Raw genomic sequence first — 16,670 nt, 5'->3', positions numbered from 1 at the left:
TTAAGTTAAAAATTAACCTCTCTGGATACTTTATAACGCTCTTCATTATTTTTAGTTCTTAAAATAATTTCGCCTAAAAACCCCGCCAGGAAAAGCTGGGTTCCTAAAATCATTGTTGTTAAGGCTATAAAAAACCATGGATTGTTTGTAACCAGACTGTATCTCATTCCGGTATACATATGGTATAATTTTGAAATACCAATATAACCAGCCAATAAGAATCCTATAATAAACATTAATGAACCAATTGCACCAAACAAGTGCATTGGTCTTTTTCCAAATCTTGATAAAAACCAAATTGTGATTAAATCCAGAAATCCGTTGATAAAACGTTCCATTCCAAATTTAGTTTCACCATATTTACGAGCCTGATGAATTACTACTTTTTCGCCAATTTTAGCAAAACCTGCATTTTTAGCGAGAACAGGAATGTATCGATGCATTTCGCCAGAAACCTCAATATTTTTTACAACGGCATTTTTATAGGCTTTTAATCCGCAGTTAAAATCATTTAGTTCAACTCCGGAAGTTTTTCTTGCTGCCCAGTTGAATAATTTAGATGGAAGGTTTTTTGCCACAACAGAGTCGTAACGTTTCTTTTTCCAGCCGGAAACCAAATCAAATTTTTCTTTGGTAATCATTTCGTATAATTCCGGAATTTCATCCGGGCTGTCCTGCAGGTCGGCATCCATAGTGATAATGACATCACCTTTTGCTTTTGCAAAACCGGCATGCAGCGCCTGCGATTTTCCGAAATTTTTCATGAAACGAATCCCTTTTACATTTGGATTTTCGTTTGAGAAACTTTCAATAATATTCCAGGAATCATCCGTACTTCCATCATCAACAAAAATGATTTCATAAGAGTAATTGTTAGACTGCATCACTTTAATAATCCATGAATAGAGTTCTTTAAGCGATTCCTCCTCGTTTAGAAGCGGTATAAGTATAGATAGATTCATTTATGTTTTTTATTCTTGTGTAGATTTACTTTTGAAAAATGCTGCGAAAATTAGTCCAAAGATTGCACTGATTACCATGGCGAAAACAGACCCCTTTAATAATTCAACAGTAGAGTATGGGTTGCTTTCTTTCATTTTTGCAACAGCTTCGTTAATGGCAGAAGCCGGAGTGCCAAACTTTTGCAGCATGCCAACTGTATATTTGATCATGACTTCGCTTAAAGTTTCTTTTGCTCCCGGATCGATAACATTAAAAAGGAGGATATTAAAAGTTGTAGAAATTAAAATACCGACTACTGCGGCTATAAAATAAGTGGTAAAAGCATCTTTGAAACTAAAAATACCATTTAATTCTCTCTTGGTTTTAGAAAGTAAAATGATGCTGATCGTAACACTTATTGCAATACCTATAAGACCCATCCACCATGCTGTAAATAAATTCAAATCAACTGAATATATAATTGCAGTAACCAAGGCAGATGCAATTCCAATCATTACACCATATGTAATACCGTTCTTTTTTATAACTTCATTAATCATATTTCTATGTGTTTTAAAATTAATCCACAAATATAGCAATTCCCACTATAATCGAAGAGAAAAAAAGCTTTTTGAATTTAACTAAAAAAAAGTACGCTAAGTATTTGTTTATTAAAAAAGAATTGTAAATTTGCACACTCAAAATTAATTAAAATTTTAAACAAAAAAGAGCATCATTTGTTTATACCTTTTTCTAACCATGAAAAAGCTTCAAAATAAAAATGTTCTAAACAATAAATAAAAAGAAAGATGAAAAAAGGAATTCACCCAGAAAATTACAGATTAGTTGCATTTAAAGACATGTCAAATGATGACGTTTTTATCACTAAATCTACTGCAGATACAAAAGAAACAATTGAAGTTGACGGAGTTGAGTATCCAGTTGTAAAAATGGAGATTTCTAGAACATCTCACCCTTTTTATACTGGTAAATCTAAACTTATCGATACTGCAGGACGTATTGATAAATTCAAAACTAAATATGCAAAACACGCTAAAAAATAATAGCTGTTTACAATATACAGAAAGCCTTCCGGATTGGGAGGCTTTTTTTTTGTCCTAATTTAACCCTCAAATTTCATTCTTTTTTTAATGTTAAAATATATAGTTTTTTCCGCATAGGATAATGTATCATAAATACGACAAATAAAATATTTGTAACTTTGATCTCGGTAACCAAACAAATTTTAACACATTAAATTAATTTTATGAATTACATTCTTTTTGACGGTCCCGTCCGGAATGCTCTATTACCTTTTACCTTTACCAGACCCGTGGCTGATATCTTAATCGGAATTATGACGATTCGCCAAAAATGGGAAACTCGTTTAGGTTCAACCATAACAACAATTACTGAAGATTATTTATCTGCCAAGTTTCCAATGGTAGAAATGGAAGAAAATGTAATGATAAATGCAGCGTATTTGCCAAATGATGCGCTGGTGGAGTTAGTTTCTGATTTGCAAGCCAATCAGGCTATTTTTAAAGGAGATGATGTAATTGCTTTTTTTGCTTCAGAAAATCAGGAAGAAGTTGATTTTGATTCCTATGAAATCATTCAATATAATGGTGATTGTTTGACAATTGAGCATACCTGGGATATTTTTTCAAAAAATGATGCGGCTATTCGTGCTGATTTTGATTTTTTAACAGAAGACAGAAAATCGCAGCCAATTCCAAAAAGCGTAAACACGATAGCACCGGAAAATATATTTATTGAAGAAGGAGCCAAATTAGAATTTGTAACGCTTAACGCTTCAAATGGTCCTATATATATAGGTAAGAATACCGAAATCATGGAAGGAACCGTAATTCGCGGCCCTTTTGCATTATGCGAAAATGCTATGGTAAAAATGTCGGCTAAGGTCTATGGTGCAACGACTGTTGGTCCAGGATCAAGAATAGGCGGGGAGGTTAAAAACTCCGTTCTTTTTGCTAATTCAAATAAAGGCCATGAAGGATTTTTAGGAGATTCTGTTTTGGGCGAATGGTGTAACATTGGTGCAGACAGTAACAATTCGAATTTGAAAAACAATTACGAAGAGGTAAAATTGTGGAGTTATGAAACAGAAGGTTTTGCCAAAACAGGACTTCAGTTTTGCGGTTTAATGATGGGAGACCATAGTAAATGCGGAATTAACACAATGTTTAACACCGGAACTGTTGTTGGTGTAAGTGCTAATATTTTTGGAAGCGGTTTTCCAAGAAATTTTGTTCCGAGTTTTTCATGGGGCGGCGCAGCAGGATTTACAACCTATGTTACTAAAAAAGCTTTTGAAACAGCAAAATTAGTAATGAGCCGAAGAAATATCGAATTTGATGAAACAGAGGCTTCAATCTTAGAGCATATTTTTGAAGAAACAAAAAAATGGAGAAAGGACTAAAATTAGATAATTAGATAACTAGTCAATTTGATAATGAGATAATTTGTAACCCGACAGGTTTTTAAAACCTGTCGGGTTTTGTTTTTTACATATTAACCAAACAAAAGAGAGCCCAACAATATGAAGAGCCAAAGGCTCTCAACTAAAGTTCTGAAGGAACAAATTATATTGTAGAGCTGGACTTCAGTCCAGTTAAGAGCAACAATATAGAATTTGATGAAACAGAGATAATTCCAATTCGACAGGTTTTTAAAACCCGCTATTTTATTTATTTTACATATTAAACTGGACTGAAGTCCAGCTCTACAATATAATTTGTTCCTTCGGAACTTAAAAGAGAGCCTTCGGCTCGACCTATATTGCAGGGGCGAATTTTGATCCGGTTAAAAAATAGAATGAAACATTTTTTGTTTGTCACAGATTAAAAACATTAAAAAAGATTTTTTTATCAAAGTCAATTCCTGAACAAAATAATCACTGGAAATCCTTTAATCTGTGGCAAAAAGAAAATTTTCTAATTGCCACATTCTCAAAATTATCTAATTATCAAATTGGCACATTTTCTAATTGCCTAATTATCTAATTAGATTATCTTTGCGCTTTCAAAAAAATGCTGTAAAGGAAATCTAATAATCTAAGCAGTCTAAAATCTAAAAATCTAAATGATTACAGTTAACGATATTTCGGTTCAGTTTGGCGGAACTACACTTTTTAGCGATGTTTCTTTTGCTATAAATGAAAATGATAAAATTGCCCTTATGGGTAAAAATGGTGCGGGAAAATCGACACTTTTAAAAATAATTGCCGGAGTAAATAAACCATCAACAGGAAATATTTCTGCTCCAAAAGAAGCCGTAATTGCTTACCTGCCGCAGCATTTGCTTACAGAAGATGGCGCAACTGTTATGGAAGAAGCATCTAAAGCTTTTGGTGAAATTTTTAATATGAAAGCTGAAATTGATGAAATCAATGAGCAGTTAACAGTACGTACAGATTACGAAAGTGATGCTTACATGAAATTAATCGAAAGAGTTTCTGACTTAAGCGAGAAATTTTATGCAATCGAAGAAATAAATTACGAAGCCGAAGTAGAAAAGATTTTAGTTGGTTTAGGATTTGAAAGAGAAGATTTTACACGTCAGACTTCTGAGTTTTCCGGAGGATGGAGAATGCGTATTGAATTGGCTAAAATCTTATTGAGAAAACCGGATCTTATTTTGCTTGATGAGCCAACCAACCACATGGATATTGAAAGTATTCAATGGTTAGAAGATTTTTTATTAAATCAGGCTAAGGCAGTTGTGGTAATTTCGCACGATAGAGCATTTGTTGATAATATTACCAATCGTACCATTGAAGTGACAATGGGAAGAATCTATGATTATAAAGCTAAATATTCTCATTATTTAGAATTAAGAAAAGACCGTCGTATTCATCAGCAAAAAGCGTATGATGAACAGCAGAAAATGATTGCCGATAACAGAGCTTTTATTGACCGTTTTAAAGGAACTTTTTCTAAAACAGATGCCGTTCAGTCGCGTGTAAAAATGCTTGAAAAATTAGAAATTGTTCAGGTTGATGAAGTAGATACATCGGCATTGCGTTTAAAGTTTCCGCCGGCAGCACGTTCAGGTCAATATCCTGTTGTGGTAAAAGATCTTGCGAAATCTTATGGTGATCATGTAGTTTTTAAAGACGCAAATATTGTTATTGAAAGAGGTCAGAAAGTAGCTTTTGTTGGTAAAAATGGTGAAGGAAAATCTACCATGATCAAAGCTATCATGAAAGAAATTGGTATTGATTCAGGAAGCGTTGAAATTGGACATAATTCTCAAATTGGATATTTTGCGCAAAATCAGGCCGCTTTACTAGATGAAAATGCCACCATTTTTGAAACTATCGATGCGATTGCAGTAGGAGATATCAGAACCCAGATCAAAAATATTTTAGGAGCTTTTATGTTTCAGGGAGATGATATCACTAAAAAAGTAAAAGTGCTTTCCGGAGGAGAAAAAACACGTTTGGCAATGATTAAATTGTTGCTGGAGCCAGTGAACTTGTTAATTCTGGATGAGCCTTCTAATCACTTAGATATGAAGACTAAAGATATTATTAAAGATGCTTTACGTGATTTTGACGGAACTTTGATCTTGGTTTCTCACGACCGTGATTTCCTTGACGGATTAGCCACTAAAGTTTTTGAATTTGGAAACAAAAGAGTAAAAGAACACTTTGAAGATGTGGCAGGTTTCCTTGCTCATAAAAAAATGGATTCGATGAGAGAGATTGAAAAATAAGTTAAAATACAAATAATCATAGAAAGCATAAGTTAATTCTTATGCTTTTTTTTGTGCCTAATATTAAAAAAGCTAAAAGTTAATAATAATTAAAATGATGATTTAAATCAGGTTTTTAGAACTGACATAAAATTAAATTTAAAGTAAGAATAAACTTACTTAATGTTTGTTTTTGGATTGAATTTAATTTTTATAGTTATGAATCGAATACATAATTTTTCAGTTTTTAAGGCTTTTCTATTGGGCTTATTATTTCCATTTTTATCGAATGGACAAACAATAGATTCTAATTCTAAGACAGAAGTAAAATATCCACAATTCAAATTTCAGGGTCTTTTTCAGGCGAGGTATTTAAGTGGATTTACTAATGGAGTTGACGCAGTAAGCGGACTTCATCATTCGGATGATAAAGCGGTAGAAGATACCTTTGATGTTAAAAGAATGCGGTTGGGAGTTACAACTAAATTAGGAGAAAGTTTTGATGTTGTAGTACTGGCAAATTTTGCAGATTTCAAATCAGATCCTAAAGGCAAAGTCCTCGAAAATGCTTTTGCGAGATATACTTTTAATAAAAATATTGGTTTTTTAGTGGGGCAGTTTAGACCAGCTTTTGGAATCGAGGAATTAAACCCGGCAGATATTCTTAAATCATTTGATTACTCAAATCAATACTCAGAATTTGGAAATAATGGATGGACAAGTTTTCAAATTGGAGCTTCTATGTTCGGAAGTCTTAATTTAGGAAAAATGCCCGTTACTTATGCGGTTTCAGCAGTAAACGGAAATGGAAAAGATCAGGTTTCTGATAAGGATAACGGAAAGCAGTATTCAACACGTCTGGGTTTTGAATTAGATAAAAAACATAACATCAATTTTGGTCTTAATGGCGGCATTGGTGAAGTTTATAAAAACAAAGTTTTTGCACTTGGTCTTGATCTTACTGCCGATTTTAAGTTGGGAGACAAATTTATACTGCAAACACAACTTGAAGCAAAACAGGGAATTAATCATTACTTATATTATTCATTAGCTCCAGATACGAGAACTTCAAATCTTAACGAATATCAAATGCGAGGAGCGTATTTCCTGCCTAATCTAAGATATGAGATACAATATCGAAAATTAACAGCAATAGAATTTTCATGCAGATATGAATATTTTGACAGGAATTTCAAAATAGATTCAAATGCGAAACAAACCTATACACCTATGGCAAGTTTGGAGTTTGGAAAAGGTTATACCGGCCGTATCGAAATGGGAATGCAGTTTGACAACTACAAGCGTAATATTCCAAACACTTCTATATATGATAATAACTTATTTATCATACAATTTCAAGGGAGATTTTTCTAAAATTAATTTTTAATAATACTAATCATGAAAGAAATAGACATAAAAAAATCAATTACTACATTAGTAATAGGTTTGATAATCTGGTTTGTTCCAACTCCATCTGGTCTTACGCCAGAAGCATGGCATTTATTCGCAATTTTTATTTCAACAATTTTCGGAATTATTTTAAAAGCTGCATCAATGGGGACTATGTGTATGATCGCAGTTGGGGTTACTGCTTTTACTCAGGTTTTAGCACCAGAAAGTGCAGGAGACTCTATAACCTTTGCATTAAGCGGTTTTGGTAATAAAGTAATATGGCTTATTGGGATTTCATTTTTTATTGCCAGGGGTTTTATAAAGACAGGATTAGGAAACCGAATAGCTTTTTTATTCATAAAAATATTTGGTAAAAGTTCCTTAGGATTAGCATACGGATTGGGTTTGGCAGATTTAGTTTTAGCACCTGTCGTACCGAGTAATACGGCCAGAGGCGGCGGGATAATTTATCCTATTATGAAATCAATGTCTATGAATTTTGATTCAGATCCTGATAAACCGGAAACCAGAAGAAAACTGGGAGCCTTTCTTACTTTGAGCAGTTATAACGTAAATCTTATAGCATCGTCAATGTTTTTAACAGGAACAGCAAGTAATCCGATGTGTCAAAAATTTGCAGAAAATCTGGGCATACATATTTCATGGACATCATGGGCAATTGCAGCCTTAATTCCCGGCTTAACCGCATTTTTTGTAATTCCATTTTTATTATATAAAATCTACCCGCCAGAATTAAAGAAAACAGGCGATGCTCCAAAAGTAGCTGCTCAGAAATTAAAAGAAATGGGGGCAGTATCAAAAAATGAATGGTTAATGCTTTTAACCTTTGTTATCTTATTATTTCTGTGGATGACCGGAGATTTGTTTTCAATAGATGCAACTACCACAGCATTCATTGGTTTAGTGGTTTTACTTCTTACATCAGTACTGACATGGGAAGATGTCAAAGGTGAAAAAGGAGCGTGGGATACAATTGTATGGTTTGCAGTTTTGGTAATGATGGCCAGCTCATTAGACAAATTAGGATTTATTGGCTGGTTTAGTGAAATTGTAAAAGCACAAATGACAGGTCTAAGCTGGCAAATAGCTTTTATAATTATTATTTCTGTCTACTTCTTTAGTCATTATATCTTCGCAAGTGCAACAGCCCATGTTGCGGCAATGTATGCAGCATTGTTAGCCGTTGGAGTTTCACTTGGAGTGCCTGGACTGTTTCTGGCTTTTATGTTAGGATTTGTAGGTTCTGTGTATGGAACATTGACACATTACGGACACGGACCTGCACCGGTTTATTTTGGAAGCGGTTATGTCGATCTAAAGAACTGGTGGATGAATGGGCTTATTACAGGACTGGCAATGTTACTGATTTATCTGGTCGTTGGAGGATTATGGCTAAATTTATTGGGATATACAAATTGATAAATAATTAAAATATTTTAAAAGGCATAAGTTACTTCTTATGCCTTTTGCATTTTTAATGCAATAATTTTTACAAGTATTGATTTTTTTAGTAATTTGGTATAGTGTTTTCCAAAAACATCATTAGCTGTTTTTAAAAACAGAAAGCGAAGTTTAATTTTTTATTTCTGGAGCGTATGAATACACCTTTACTAATAAGAATTGCTTTTGTTTTTCTAATACCACTTTTTATGAATGCTCAGACTGCCGAAACTCAAAAAGCAGTAGATTCTGAAAGTAGTATTAAATATCCTCAATTTCAGTTTAAAGGCCTTTTTCAGGCCAGATATCTCGAAAGTTTTGGAGACAATGTAGATGTTTTAGGAGTTCATCACTCCATTGGTGACGTTACCCAAAGCTCATTTGATATAAAAAGGATGCGTGTTGGGCTAAGCACAAAACTTAGCGAAGCCACAGAAGTTGTTATTCTGGTAAATCTTGCCGATTTTAAATCGGATACAAAAGGTAAAGTTCTCGAAAATGCTTACGCAAAATATACTTTCAATAAATACATAGCCGTTTTAGGAGGACAGTTTCGTCCCGCTTTTGGTATAGAAGAATTAGTTCCTGTCGATATTATTAAATCTTTTGATTTCTCTAATCAATATTACGAATTTGGAAAAAATGGGTGGACCAGTTTTCAAATAGGAGCTTCGGCAACCGGAAATTTTGACATCGGAAAAATGCCTGTAAACTATTCAGTTTCTGTTTTAAATGGAAATGGAAAAAATCAGGAAAAAGACAATGACAACGGAAAACAATATTCTTCGAGATTTGTTTTTGGATTATCAAAACAGCATAAAATTAATCTAGGATTAAATGGCGGTATCGGGAAATATGCCAAAGAAAAAGTATACGCCGTTGGCGTCGATATTACCAGCGATTTTAGACTTACAGATCGCTTTACATTCGATTTGCAGATAGAATACAAACAAGGAACAAACCATAATTTGTATTTTTCTTTACCCGTCGACTCGAGAACAGATGATGTTGCCGATTACCAAATGCGCGGTATTTATTTTCTTCCTAATGTAAGATACCAAATCGATTATAAAAAATTGACTTCTCTGGAATTATCCTGTCGTTATGAAAGATTTGATCCCAGTTATAAAATAGATTCAAACGTAAGACAAACCTATACGCCAATGATAAGTTTAGAATTTGGAAAAGCATATACAGGTCGTATAGAAATGGGATTTGAGATAGATCATTTTGATCGAAACATCCCAGATACATCAACGTATAGTGATAATTTATTTATAATTCAGTTTCAGTGCAGACTGTAGTTTAATTCAAAAGCTATAATTATGAAAGAAGTACAAATTCCGCAAACCCTGATTACACTTGCAGTTGGAATTGCAATTTGGTTTATTCCTGCGCCAGACGGTGTTGTTACAGAAGCCTGGCATTTATTTGCCATTTTTGTTGCCACAATTTTAGGAATTATTCTAAAAGCAGCACCAATGGGAACTATGTGTATGATTGCGATAGCGCTAACGGCTTTTACACAGGTTTTAGCGCCAAATGATCCCGGAAAATCTATTACACTGGCATTAAAAGGTTTTGGAGATAAAGTAATTTGGCTTATCGGAATTTCATTTTTTATAGCACGTGGATTTATAAAAACAGGTTTAGGAAACCGAATTGCTTTTTTGTTTATTAGAATATTTGGAAAAAGCTCTCTTGGTCTGGCCTACGGTTTAGGTCTTGCTGATTTAGTTTTGGCACCAGCCGTACCAAGTAATACTGCACGCGGCGGCGGAATTATTTATCCCATAATGAAATCAATGTCAATGAGTTTTGGTTCAGTGCCCGAACAGCCTGAAACACACAGAAAACTAGGTTCGTATTTAACATTGAACTGTTATAATATGAATTTAATAGCCTCATCAATGTTTCTTACCGGAACAGCCAGTAACCCAATGTGTCAGAAGTTTGCACTCAATTTAGGTATTAAAATAACCTGGATGTCATGGGCTGCGGCGGCAATTGTTCCGGGTTTATGCGCTTTTTTTGTGATTCCGTTTGTGTTATACAAAATATATCCGCCTGAGTTGAAAAAAACTGGTGATGCACCGCAGATTGCTTCTCAAAAATTAAAAGAAATGGGACCAATTACCCGAAATGAATGGATGATGCTCCTGACTTTCTTTATATTATTATTTCTGTGGATGACTGGAGATTTATTTTCAATTGATGCTACAACAACGGCTTTTATAGGATTAGTAATTTTATTACTTACTTCAGTTTTGACTTGGGATGATGTAAAAGCCGAAAAAGGAGCGTGGGATACCATCGTGTGGTTCTCAGTTTTAGTAATGATGGCAAGTTCGCTTAACGAACTCGGATTTATCGGCTGGTTTAGTAATGTTGTAAAAGCGCAAATAGGCGGATTAAGCTGGCAGATGGCTTTTCCGATAATAATATTAGTATACTTTTTCAGCCATTATCTTTTTGCAAGTGCCACGGCTCACGTAGCAGCAATGTATGCCGCTTTATTAGGAGTTGGAGTTTCACTCGGAATTCCGGGCTTGCTTCTCGCTTTTATGCTTGGTTTTATGGGTTCGATTTACGGAACTTTAACGCATTACGGACACGGTCCGGCTCCCGTTTTCTTTGGGAGCGGATATGTCGATTTAAAAAGCTGGTGGGTCAAAGGTTTAATAACCGGACTCGTAATGCTTTTTATTTATATGGTAATAGGAGGATTATGGCTTTGGGTAATCGGAGATTTTTAAATCCTGATTCCCGGCGGCAATAACTCTTTGTACTTTGGATTTTTTTTGAAAAATGTCGCAATCTTTGGATGAATTGGTACAACTCTGAAGTTTTTCTCGGTACTTAATTCCATAATGCTTTTAAGCAGAGAGTCGATTACAGGCTGATTTTCAAAATTTTCCGGCGTGTTGATTTTAGTTAAAAAAATCTTTTTTTCCTGAAAAGAGTATTCAACACTTAACTTCCCTTCGGGAATTACGGTTTCAAATTGTCTTGCAAACGTGTTGTCTTTGATTTCCATAGTTTTAGCAGGTTCCATACGCGTCATGTTTTTGGGGTGAAAAAAATATTAAAGAACGGTAATGTGTGGTTAAGCAAAATCTTTAAAAAGATCTCTAATTAAGGTTGATTTGGTATGCAAAGTTAATCATTTGATTTTCAATATGAAATTATTTTTTAAAGATGTGCATTCATTGAAAAATTAATCTTTTTTCCTGCATTCTTTGTTTTAATATATAATTATGGACTGTGTTTTGCTGTGTATATTGCTAAAAAAAGTAAATTTATCTTCAAATTAAGATCCTTAATTACGAACAAATGAGTAAAATTCCTGTTTATTTTATGCCGGGTCTCGCTGCAAGTCCGGCCATATTTGAAAGAATCAAATTAGATGAATCTGTTTTTGAAACATGCTTGCTTGAATGGGAAATACCACATCCAAAAGAGCCATTGGCAGATTATGCGCTTCGTATTTCTAAAAAAATCAAACATGAAAATCCCGTTTTAATAGGGGTTTCTTTCGGCGGAATTTTAGTTCAGGAAATTTCAAAACATATTCAGGTCAGAAAAGTTATTATTATTTCGAGTGTGAGAAGCAGTGTTGAATTTCCAAGAAGAATGAAAATAGGAAAGAAAACAAAAGCTTATAAACTCATTCCGATGAAGCTGATTTTAAACATTGAAAGTCTGGCGAAATATTCTTTTGGAGAAAAAATAAATAAACGTATTAAATTATATGAAAAGTTTTTGGCAGTTCGTGATCTTAATTATTTGCAATGGGCTGTAGAATCTGTTGTATTGTGGAATAGGAATGAAGTTGATGAAAATGTAATTCACATTCACGGAGACAAAGACGAAGTTTTTCCTATAAAATATATTAACAGCTGTATAATTGTAAAAGGAGGAACTCATATTATGATTCTCAATAAATACAAATGGCTGAATGAGAATCTGCCTTCGATTATATTGGAGTAAATTCAAAATTCCATGCGCTATGCACAATCTTGTCATTTCGACGAAGGAGAAATCTCTGCAAGTAGCTCCGTAAAGTAAATCGCCAATCTTTGTAGAGTTTCTCGCGGAGATTTCTCGTTCCTCGAAATGACAAACTACTGATGATGTCCTGAGGAAGTAGAAAAAATCTAAAATCTAAACTCAACAATCTAAAATTAAAAAATCCCAAACTCACTTGGAATTTGGGATTTAAAATATTGAAATTTAAAAATCGTTAGATTTTTTTCATTTGTTCTTTCATCATGGAAATCTGTTCTTTCAGCATTCCTTGTTTGTCTAATTTTTTAGCTTCGTTTAATAAATTAGTCGTTTCAAGTTTTCTTCTGCGTGACATAGCAACTCCTGCAAGGTTTAATTTAGCAACAGCTAAATCCATGTCCATTGATAGTCCAAGTTCGATAGCTTTTTTAAAATGTTTCTCAGCCTGGATTAAATTTGTCTGTGAAAGCATAATACCATGAAGATAATTAAAGTAACCTTGTTGTTTTCTAACTAAAGCAGTTTCTGGATTTTTGATATATGCGAGCCATTTTTTAGCTCCTTCAAAGTCTTGTTTTCTCAATTTAAGGAAGGCTAAAAGGATAAATTCGTTTTTAAAATAAAGAAAAATTGGAATTGCAGACAATAATATCAGGAAAACACCATTTCCGATTTCTTTATCGATAATCTGCCAAACGCCAGCTATAACAAGAAGTCCGGCTAGAATAAGTTTGATAATTTTGTTAAACATAATAGATGTATATTTGTGATTGCAAAGATAGTAAAAGGAATTAAAAATATTTTTATAAAACTGCTTGCCAGAAAAAAAAGTCTTTGTATATTTGCACTCGGTTTTTGAATAACGATATCCAAAACCAAGAAAGAGTTAATAGATACCATTTTTAAAGATACAAAGCAATGAGCAAAAGAACATTTCAACCATCGAAAAGAAAAAGAAGAAATAAGCACGGATTTATGGACAGAATGGCTTCTGCGAATGGAAGAAAAGTTCTAGCGCGTAGAAGAGCAAAAGGAAGACATAAATTAACTGTTTCTAGCGAGCCTAGACACAAAAAATAATGTTTGTATAAACATACATAAGGCGATTACTTTTTTAGTATCGCCTTTTTTTATACCTTGTCGGTAAAAAAATCCTCAACATTCTAGTTTATAACCTACTAGAAATGTTTTTTAAATCGTAAACAACTACACAATACATACAAAATGCCTAAAGACACATCAATAAAATCAGTTTTAATTATAGGTTCAGGACCTATCGTTATTGGCCAAGCTTGCGAATTTGACTATGCGGGATCTCAATCTGCACGCTCAATTCGTGAAGAAGGAATTGAAGTTATCTTGATAAACTCAAATCCAGCGACTATTATGACCGACCCATCTATGGCCGATCATATTTATTTGAAACCTCTAACTACAAAATCGATTATTGAAATTCTGAAGGAACATCCACAAATTGACGCTGTTTTACCAACAATGGGAGGTCAGACTGCTTTGAACTTGTGTTTAGAAGCTGAAGAAAAAGGAATCTGGCAGGATTTTGGAGTAAGATTAATTGGAGTTGATGTAAATGCCATTAATATTACTGAAGACAGAGAACAGTTTAAACAGCTTTTAGAAAGAATAAATGTGCCAACGGCGCCTGCAAAAACAGCGACTTCTTACCTTGAAGGAAAAGAAATTGCTCAGGAATTTGGTTTCCCGCTTGTAATTCGCCCTTCGTTTACTTTAGGAGGAACAGGAGCAGCGGTAGTGTACAAAAAAGAAGATTTTGATGAGCTTTTAACCCGTGGTTTAGAAGCTTCTCCAATTCACGAAGTTTTGATTGATAAAGCTTTAATGGGATGGAAAGAATACGAATTAGAGCTTTTAAGAGATAAAAATGATAACGTAGTAATCATTTGTTCAATCGAAAATATGGATCCGATGGGAATCCATACCGGAGATTCGATTACGGTTGCACCAGCGATGACATTATCTGATACGACTTTCCAAAAATTGCGTGATTATGCTATTTTGATGATGAGAAGTATCGGGAATTTTGCAGGAGGATGTAACGTTCAGTTTGCCGTTTCACCAGACGAAAAAGAAGATATCGTTGCAATCGAGATTAACCCTCGTGTGTCTCGTTCTTCTGCTTTAGCATCAAAAGCAACTGGATATCCAATCGCTAAAATTGCTTCAAAATTAGCTTTAGGATATAATTTAGATGAATTACAAAACCAAATTACAAAATCTACTTCGGCTCTTTTCGAACCAACTTTAGATTACGTAATCGTAAAAATCCCACGTTGGAACTTCGATAAATTTGAAGGTTCAGACAGAACTTTAGGTCTTCAGATGAAATCTGTAGGTGAAGTTATGGGAATCGGACGTTCTTTCCAGGAAGCACTTCATAAAGCAACGCAGTCTTTAGAAATTAAAAGAAATGGTTTAGGAGCTGACGGAAAAGGGTACAAAGATTACGAGCAGATTATCGAAAAACTGACTTATGCAAGCTGGGATCGTGTTTTTGTAATTTATGATGCAATTGCAATGGGAATTCCGTTGAGTACAATTCATGAAATTACAAGAATCGATATGTGGTTCTTAAAACAATATGAAGAACTTTATACTTTAGAAAAAGAAATTTCAAACTATAAAATTGCTGATCTGCCTAAAGAATTATTACTTGAAGCAAAACAAAAAGGTTTTGCCGACAGACAAATCGCTCACATGATGAATTGTCTGGAAAGTGAAGTGCATTCTTTACGTATGGAAAAAAACATCAACCGTGTATTTAAATTAGTAGATACCTGCGCGGCTGAGTTTAAAGCTAAAACACCTTATTACTACTCAACTTTTGAAGCTGAAATAGAAAAAGCAAATGGCGAACGTTATGTAGATAACGAAAGTGTTTTAACTGACAGAAAGAAAATCATAGTTCTGGGTTCTGGACCAAACAGAATTGGTCAGGGAATCGAGTTTGATTACTCTTGTGTGCACGGAGTTTTAGCGGCTAAAGAATGTGGTTACGAAACGATCATGATTAACTGTAATCCTGAAACGGTTTCTACAGACTTTGATACAGCAGATAAGCTATACTTTGAGCCTGTTTTCTGGGAACATATTTACGACATCATCCAGCACGAAAAACCAGAAGGTGTAATTGTTCAGCTTGGTGGTCAGACAGCTTTGAAATTGGCAGACAAATTGTCTAAATATGGTGTGAAAATCATCGGAACTAGTTTTGATGCCCTAGACTTAGCAGAAGACAGAGGAAGATTCTCAGATTTATTAACAGAATTAAATATTCCTTTCCCAAGATTCGGAATCGCTGAAACGGCAGATGAAGCTTCAAAATTAGCGGATAGTTTAGATTTTCCACTTTTAATTCGCCCTTCTTATGTATTAGGAGGTCAGGGAATGAAGATTGTAATTAACAAAAAAGAGCTTGAAGAGCACGTAATCGATTTGTTGAAAACCATTCCGGGTAACAAATTACTTTTAGATCACTATTTAGCGGGAGCAATCGAAGCAGAAGCTGATGCCATTTGTGATGCTGACGGAAATGTGTACATCATCGGAATTATGGAGCACATTGAGCCTTGCGGAGTTCACTCTGGAGATAGTAATGCAACATTACCTCCTTTTAACTTAGGAGAATTTGTAATGCAGCAAATAAAAGATCATACACATAAAATCGCCAGAGCTCTGAAAACTGTTGGATTAATCAACATTCAGTTTGCGATTAAAGATGATACAGTTTATATTATCGAAGCAAATCCAAGAGCTTCAAGAACGGTTCCGTTCATTGCAAAAGCTTACGGGGAACCTTATGTAAACTACGCTACAAAAGTAATGTTGGGTCACAATAAAGTAACTGACTTTGATTTCAACCCACAATTAAAAGGATATGCAATCAAACAGCCGGTTTTCTCTTTCAGCAAATTCCCGAATGTAAACAAAGCATTAGGGCCAGAAATGAAATCAACAGGAGAAAGTATCTTGTTTATTGATGACTTAAAAGATGACCAATTCTACGAATTGTATTCTAGAAGAAAAATGTATTTGAGTAAATAAGCTCAGATTCTATTATAAAAGAAAAGCTCCAATTTTATTGGAGCTTTTTTATTTTGAATTGGTTTTTA

The 16,670-nt window shown here is 34.1% G+C and carries 14 protein-coding genes; 10 read left to right on the top strand and 4 right to left on the bottom strand.

The window, feature by feature from the left end:
• Window positions 1-5 precede the first annotated feature (5 nt).
• Both ASE21_RS17775 and ASE21_RS17770 read right to left on the bottom strand, forming a co-directional pair.
• Window positions 6-962 (bottom strand): glycosyltransferase family 2 protein, encoded by a 957-nt coding sequence (locus tag ASE21_RS17775; RefSeq protein ID WP_057124067.1) that lies wholly within the window; start codon window positions 960-962, stop codon window positions 6-8.
• A 9-nt stretch (window positions 963-971) separates the two neighbouring features.
• Entirely contained in the window at window positions 972-1,502 is a 531-nt protein-coding gene (locus ASE21_RS17770; protein WP_057124066.1) for a DUF4199 domain-containing protein, read from the bottom strand.
• Window positions 1,503-1,751: 249 nt separating this feature from the next.
• Here ASE21_RS17770 and ASE21_RS17765 point away from each other — a divergent pair, with 249 nt between their 5' ends.
• The 7 genes from ASE21_RS17765 (at window position 1,752) to ASE21_RS17735 (ending at window position 11,270) form a co-directional block, all read left to right on the top strand.
• Window positions 1,752-2,006, top strand: coding sequence for a type B 50S ribosomal protein L31 (locus ASE21_RS17765; RefSeq protein WP_011921626.1), 255 nt, complete (start codon window positions 1,752-1,754; stop codon window positions 2,004-2,006).
• A 203-nt stretch (window positions 2,007-2,209) separates the two neighbouring features.
• Window positions 2,210-3,385, top strand: coding sequence for a GlmU family protein (locus tag ASE21_RS17760; RefSeq protein ID WP_057124065.1), 1,176 nt, complete (start codon window positions 2,210-2,212; stop codon window positions 3,383-3,385).
• Between the two features lie 662 nt (window positions 3,386-4,047).
• Window positions 4,048-5,682, top strand: coding sequence for an ABC-F family ATP-binding cassette domain-containing protein (locus ASE21_RS17755; RefSeq protein ID WP_057124064.1), 1,635 nt, complete (start codon window positions 4,048-4,050; stop codon window positions 5,680-5,682).
• 198 nt (window positions 5,683-5,880) lie between these two features.
• On the top strand, window positions 5,881-7,035 hold the full coding sequence (locus ASE21_RS17750; RefSeq protein ID WP_082603512.1) for a porin: 1,155 nt from the start codon (window positions 5,881-5,883) through the stop codon (window positions 7,033-7,035).
• A gap of 24 nt (window positions 7,036-7,059) precedes the next feature.
• A complete protein-coding gene (locus tag ASE21_RS17745) occupies window positions 7,060-8,493 on the top strand; it encodes an anion permease (protein ID WP_057124062.1) in 1,434 nt (477 codons plus the stop codon).
• A gap of 230 nt (window positions 8,494-8,723) precedes the next feature.
• Window positions 8,724-9,818 carry a porin gene (locus ASE21_RS17740; RefSeq protein ID WP_242410300.1) on the top strand — a complete coding sequence of 365 codons (1,095 nt, stop codon included), beginning with the start codon at window positions 8,724-8,726 and terminating at the stop codon, window positions 9,816-9,818.
• A gap of 21 nt (window positions 9,819-9,839) precedes the next feature.
• A complete protein-coding gene (locus ASE21_RS17735; RefSeq protein WP_057124060.1) occupies window positions 9,840-11,270 on the top strand; it encodes an anion permease in 1,431 nt (476 codons plus the stop codon).
• Here ASE21_RS17735 and ASE21_RS17730 read toward each other — a convergent pair.
• Window positions 11,267-11,578, bottom strand: coding sequence for a GNAT family N-acetyltransferase (locus tag ASE21_RS17730; protein ID WP_242410299.1), 312 nt, complete (start codon window positions 11,576-11,578; stop codon window positions 11,267-11,269). The genes ASE21_RS17735 and ASE21_RS17730 overlap by 4 nt on opposite strands.
• Before the next feature lie 269 nt (window positions 11,579-11,847).
• On the opposite strand from ASE21_RS17730, the gene ASE21_RS17725 reads away from it, so the two are divergent.
• Window positions 11,848-12,504: an alpha/beta hydrolase gene (locus ASE21_RS17725; protein WP_057124059.1), complete on the top strand. Its 657-nt coding sequence runs from the start codon at window positions 11,848-11,850 to the stop codon at window positions 12,502-12,504.
• A 253-nt stretch (window positions 12,505-12,757) separates the two neighbouring features.
• Here the strand turns inward: ASE21_RS17725 and ASE21_RS17720 are convergent, their stop codons facing one another.
• A complete protein-coding gene (locus tag ASE21_RS17720; protein ID WP_057124058.1) occupies window positions 12,758-13,273 on the bottom strand; it encodes a hypothetical protein in 516 nt (171 codons plus the stop codon).
• Between the two features lie 167 nt (window positions 13,274-13,440).
• Here ASE21_RS17720 and rpmH point away from each other — a divergent pair, with 167 nt between their 5' ends.
• Complete coding sequence (gene rpmH / locus ASE21_RS17715) at window positions 13,441-13,602, top strand: 50S ribosomal protein L34 (protein WP_008464848.1); 162 nt, start codon at window positions 13,441-13,443, stop codon at window positions 13,600-13,602.
• A 144-nt stretch (window positions 13,603-13,746) separates the two neighbouring features.
• Complete coding sequence (gene carB / locus ASE21_RS17710; RefSeq protein WP_057124057.1) at window positions 13,747-16,602, top strand: carbamoyl-phosphate synthase large subunit; 2,856 nt, start codon at window positions 13,747-13,749, stop codon at window positions 16,600-16,602.
• Window positions 16,603-16,670: the final 68 nt, after the last annotated feature.

This window comes from Flavobacterium sp. Root901 (assembly GCF_001429765.1).
In the GTDB taxonomy this organism is placed as follows: Bacteria; Bacteroidota; Bacteroidia; order Flavobacteriales; family Flavobacteriaceae; genus Flavobacterium.
Note: the sequence above shows the minus strand (reverse complement) of the source record. Positions and strands in the feature narration are given on the sequence as shown.

Coding starts and splice junctions, on each gene's coding strand:
- ASE21_RS17760 (WP_057124065.1), top strand. CDS start 2,210: ATGAATTACATTCTTTTTGACGGTCCCGTCCGGAATGCTCTATTACCT.
- ASE21_RS17770 (WP_057124066.1), bottom strand. CDS start 1,502: ATGATTAATGAAGTTATAAAAAAGAACGGTATTACATATGGTGTAATG.
- ASE21_RS17750 (WP_082603512.1), top strand. CDS start 5,881: ATGAATCGAATACATAATTTTTCAGTTTTTAAGGCTTTTCTATTGGGC.
- ASE21_RS17720 (WP_057124058.1), bottom strand. CDS start 13,273: ATGTTTAACAAAATTATCAAACTTATTCTAGCCGGACTTCTTGTTATA.
- carB (WP_057124057.1), top strand. CDS start 13,747: ATGCCTAAAGACACATCAATAAAATCAGTTTTAATTATAGGTTCAGGA.
- ASE21_RS17740 (WP_242410300.1), top strand. CDS start 8,724: ATGAATGCTCAGACTGCCGAAACTCAAAAAGCAGTAGATTCTGAAAGT.
- ASE21_RS17775 (WP_057124067.1), bottom strand. CDS start 962: ATGAATCTATCTATACTTATACCGCTTCTAAACGAGGAGGAATCGCTT.
- ASE21_RS17755 (WP_057124064.1), top strand. CDS start 4,048: ATGATTACAGTTAACGATATTTCGGTTCAGTTTGGCGGAACTACACTT.
- ASE21_RS17745 (WP_057124062.1), top strand. CDS start 7,060: ATGAAAGAAATAGACATAAAAAAATCAATTACTACATTAGTAATAGGT.
- ASE21_RS17730 (WP_242410299.1), bottom strand. CDS start 11,578: ATGACGCGTATGGAACCTGCTAAAACTATGGAAATCAAAGACAACACG.
- rpmH (WP_008464848.1), top strand. CDS start 13,441: ATGAGCAAAAGAACATTTCAACCATCGAAAAGAAAAAGAAGAAATAAG.
- ASE21_RS17765 (WP_011921626.1), top strand. CDS start 1,752: ATGAAAAAAGGAATTCACCCAGAAAATTACAGATTAGTTGCATTTAAA.
- ASE21_RS17735 (WP_057124060.1), top strand. CDS start 9,840: ATGAAAGAAGTACAAATTCCGCAAACCCTGATTACACTTGCAGTTGGA.
- ASE21_RS17725 (WP_057124059.1), top strand. CDS start 11,848: ATGAGTAAAATTCCTGTTTATTTTATGCCGGGTCTCGCTGCAAGTCCG.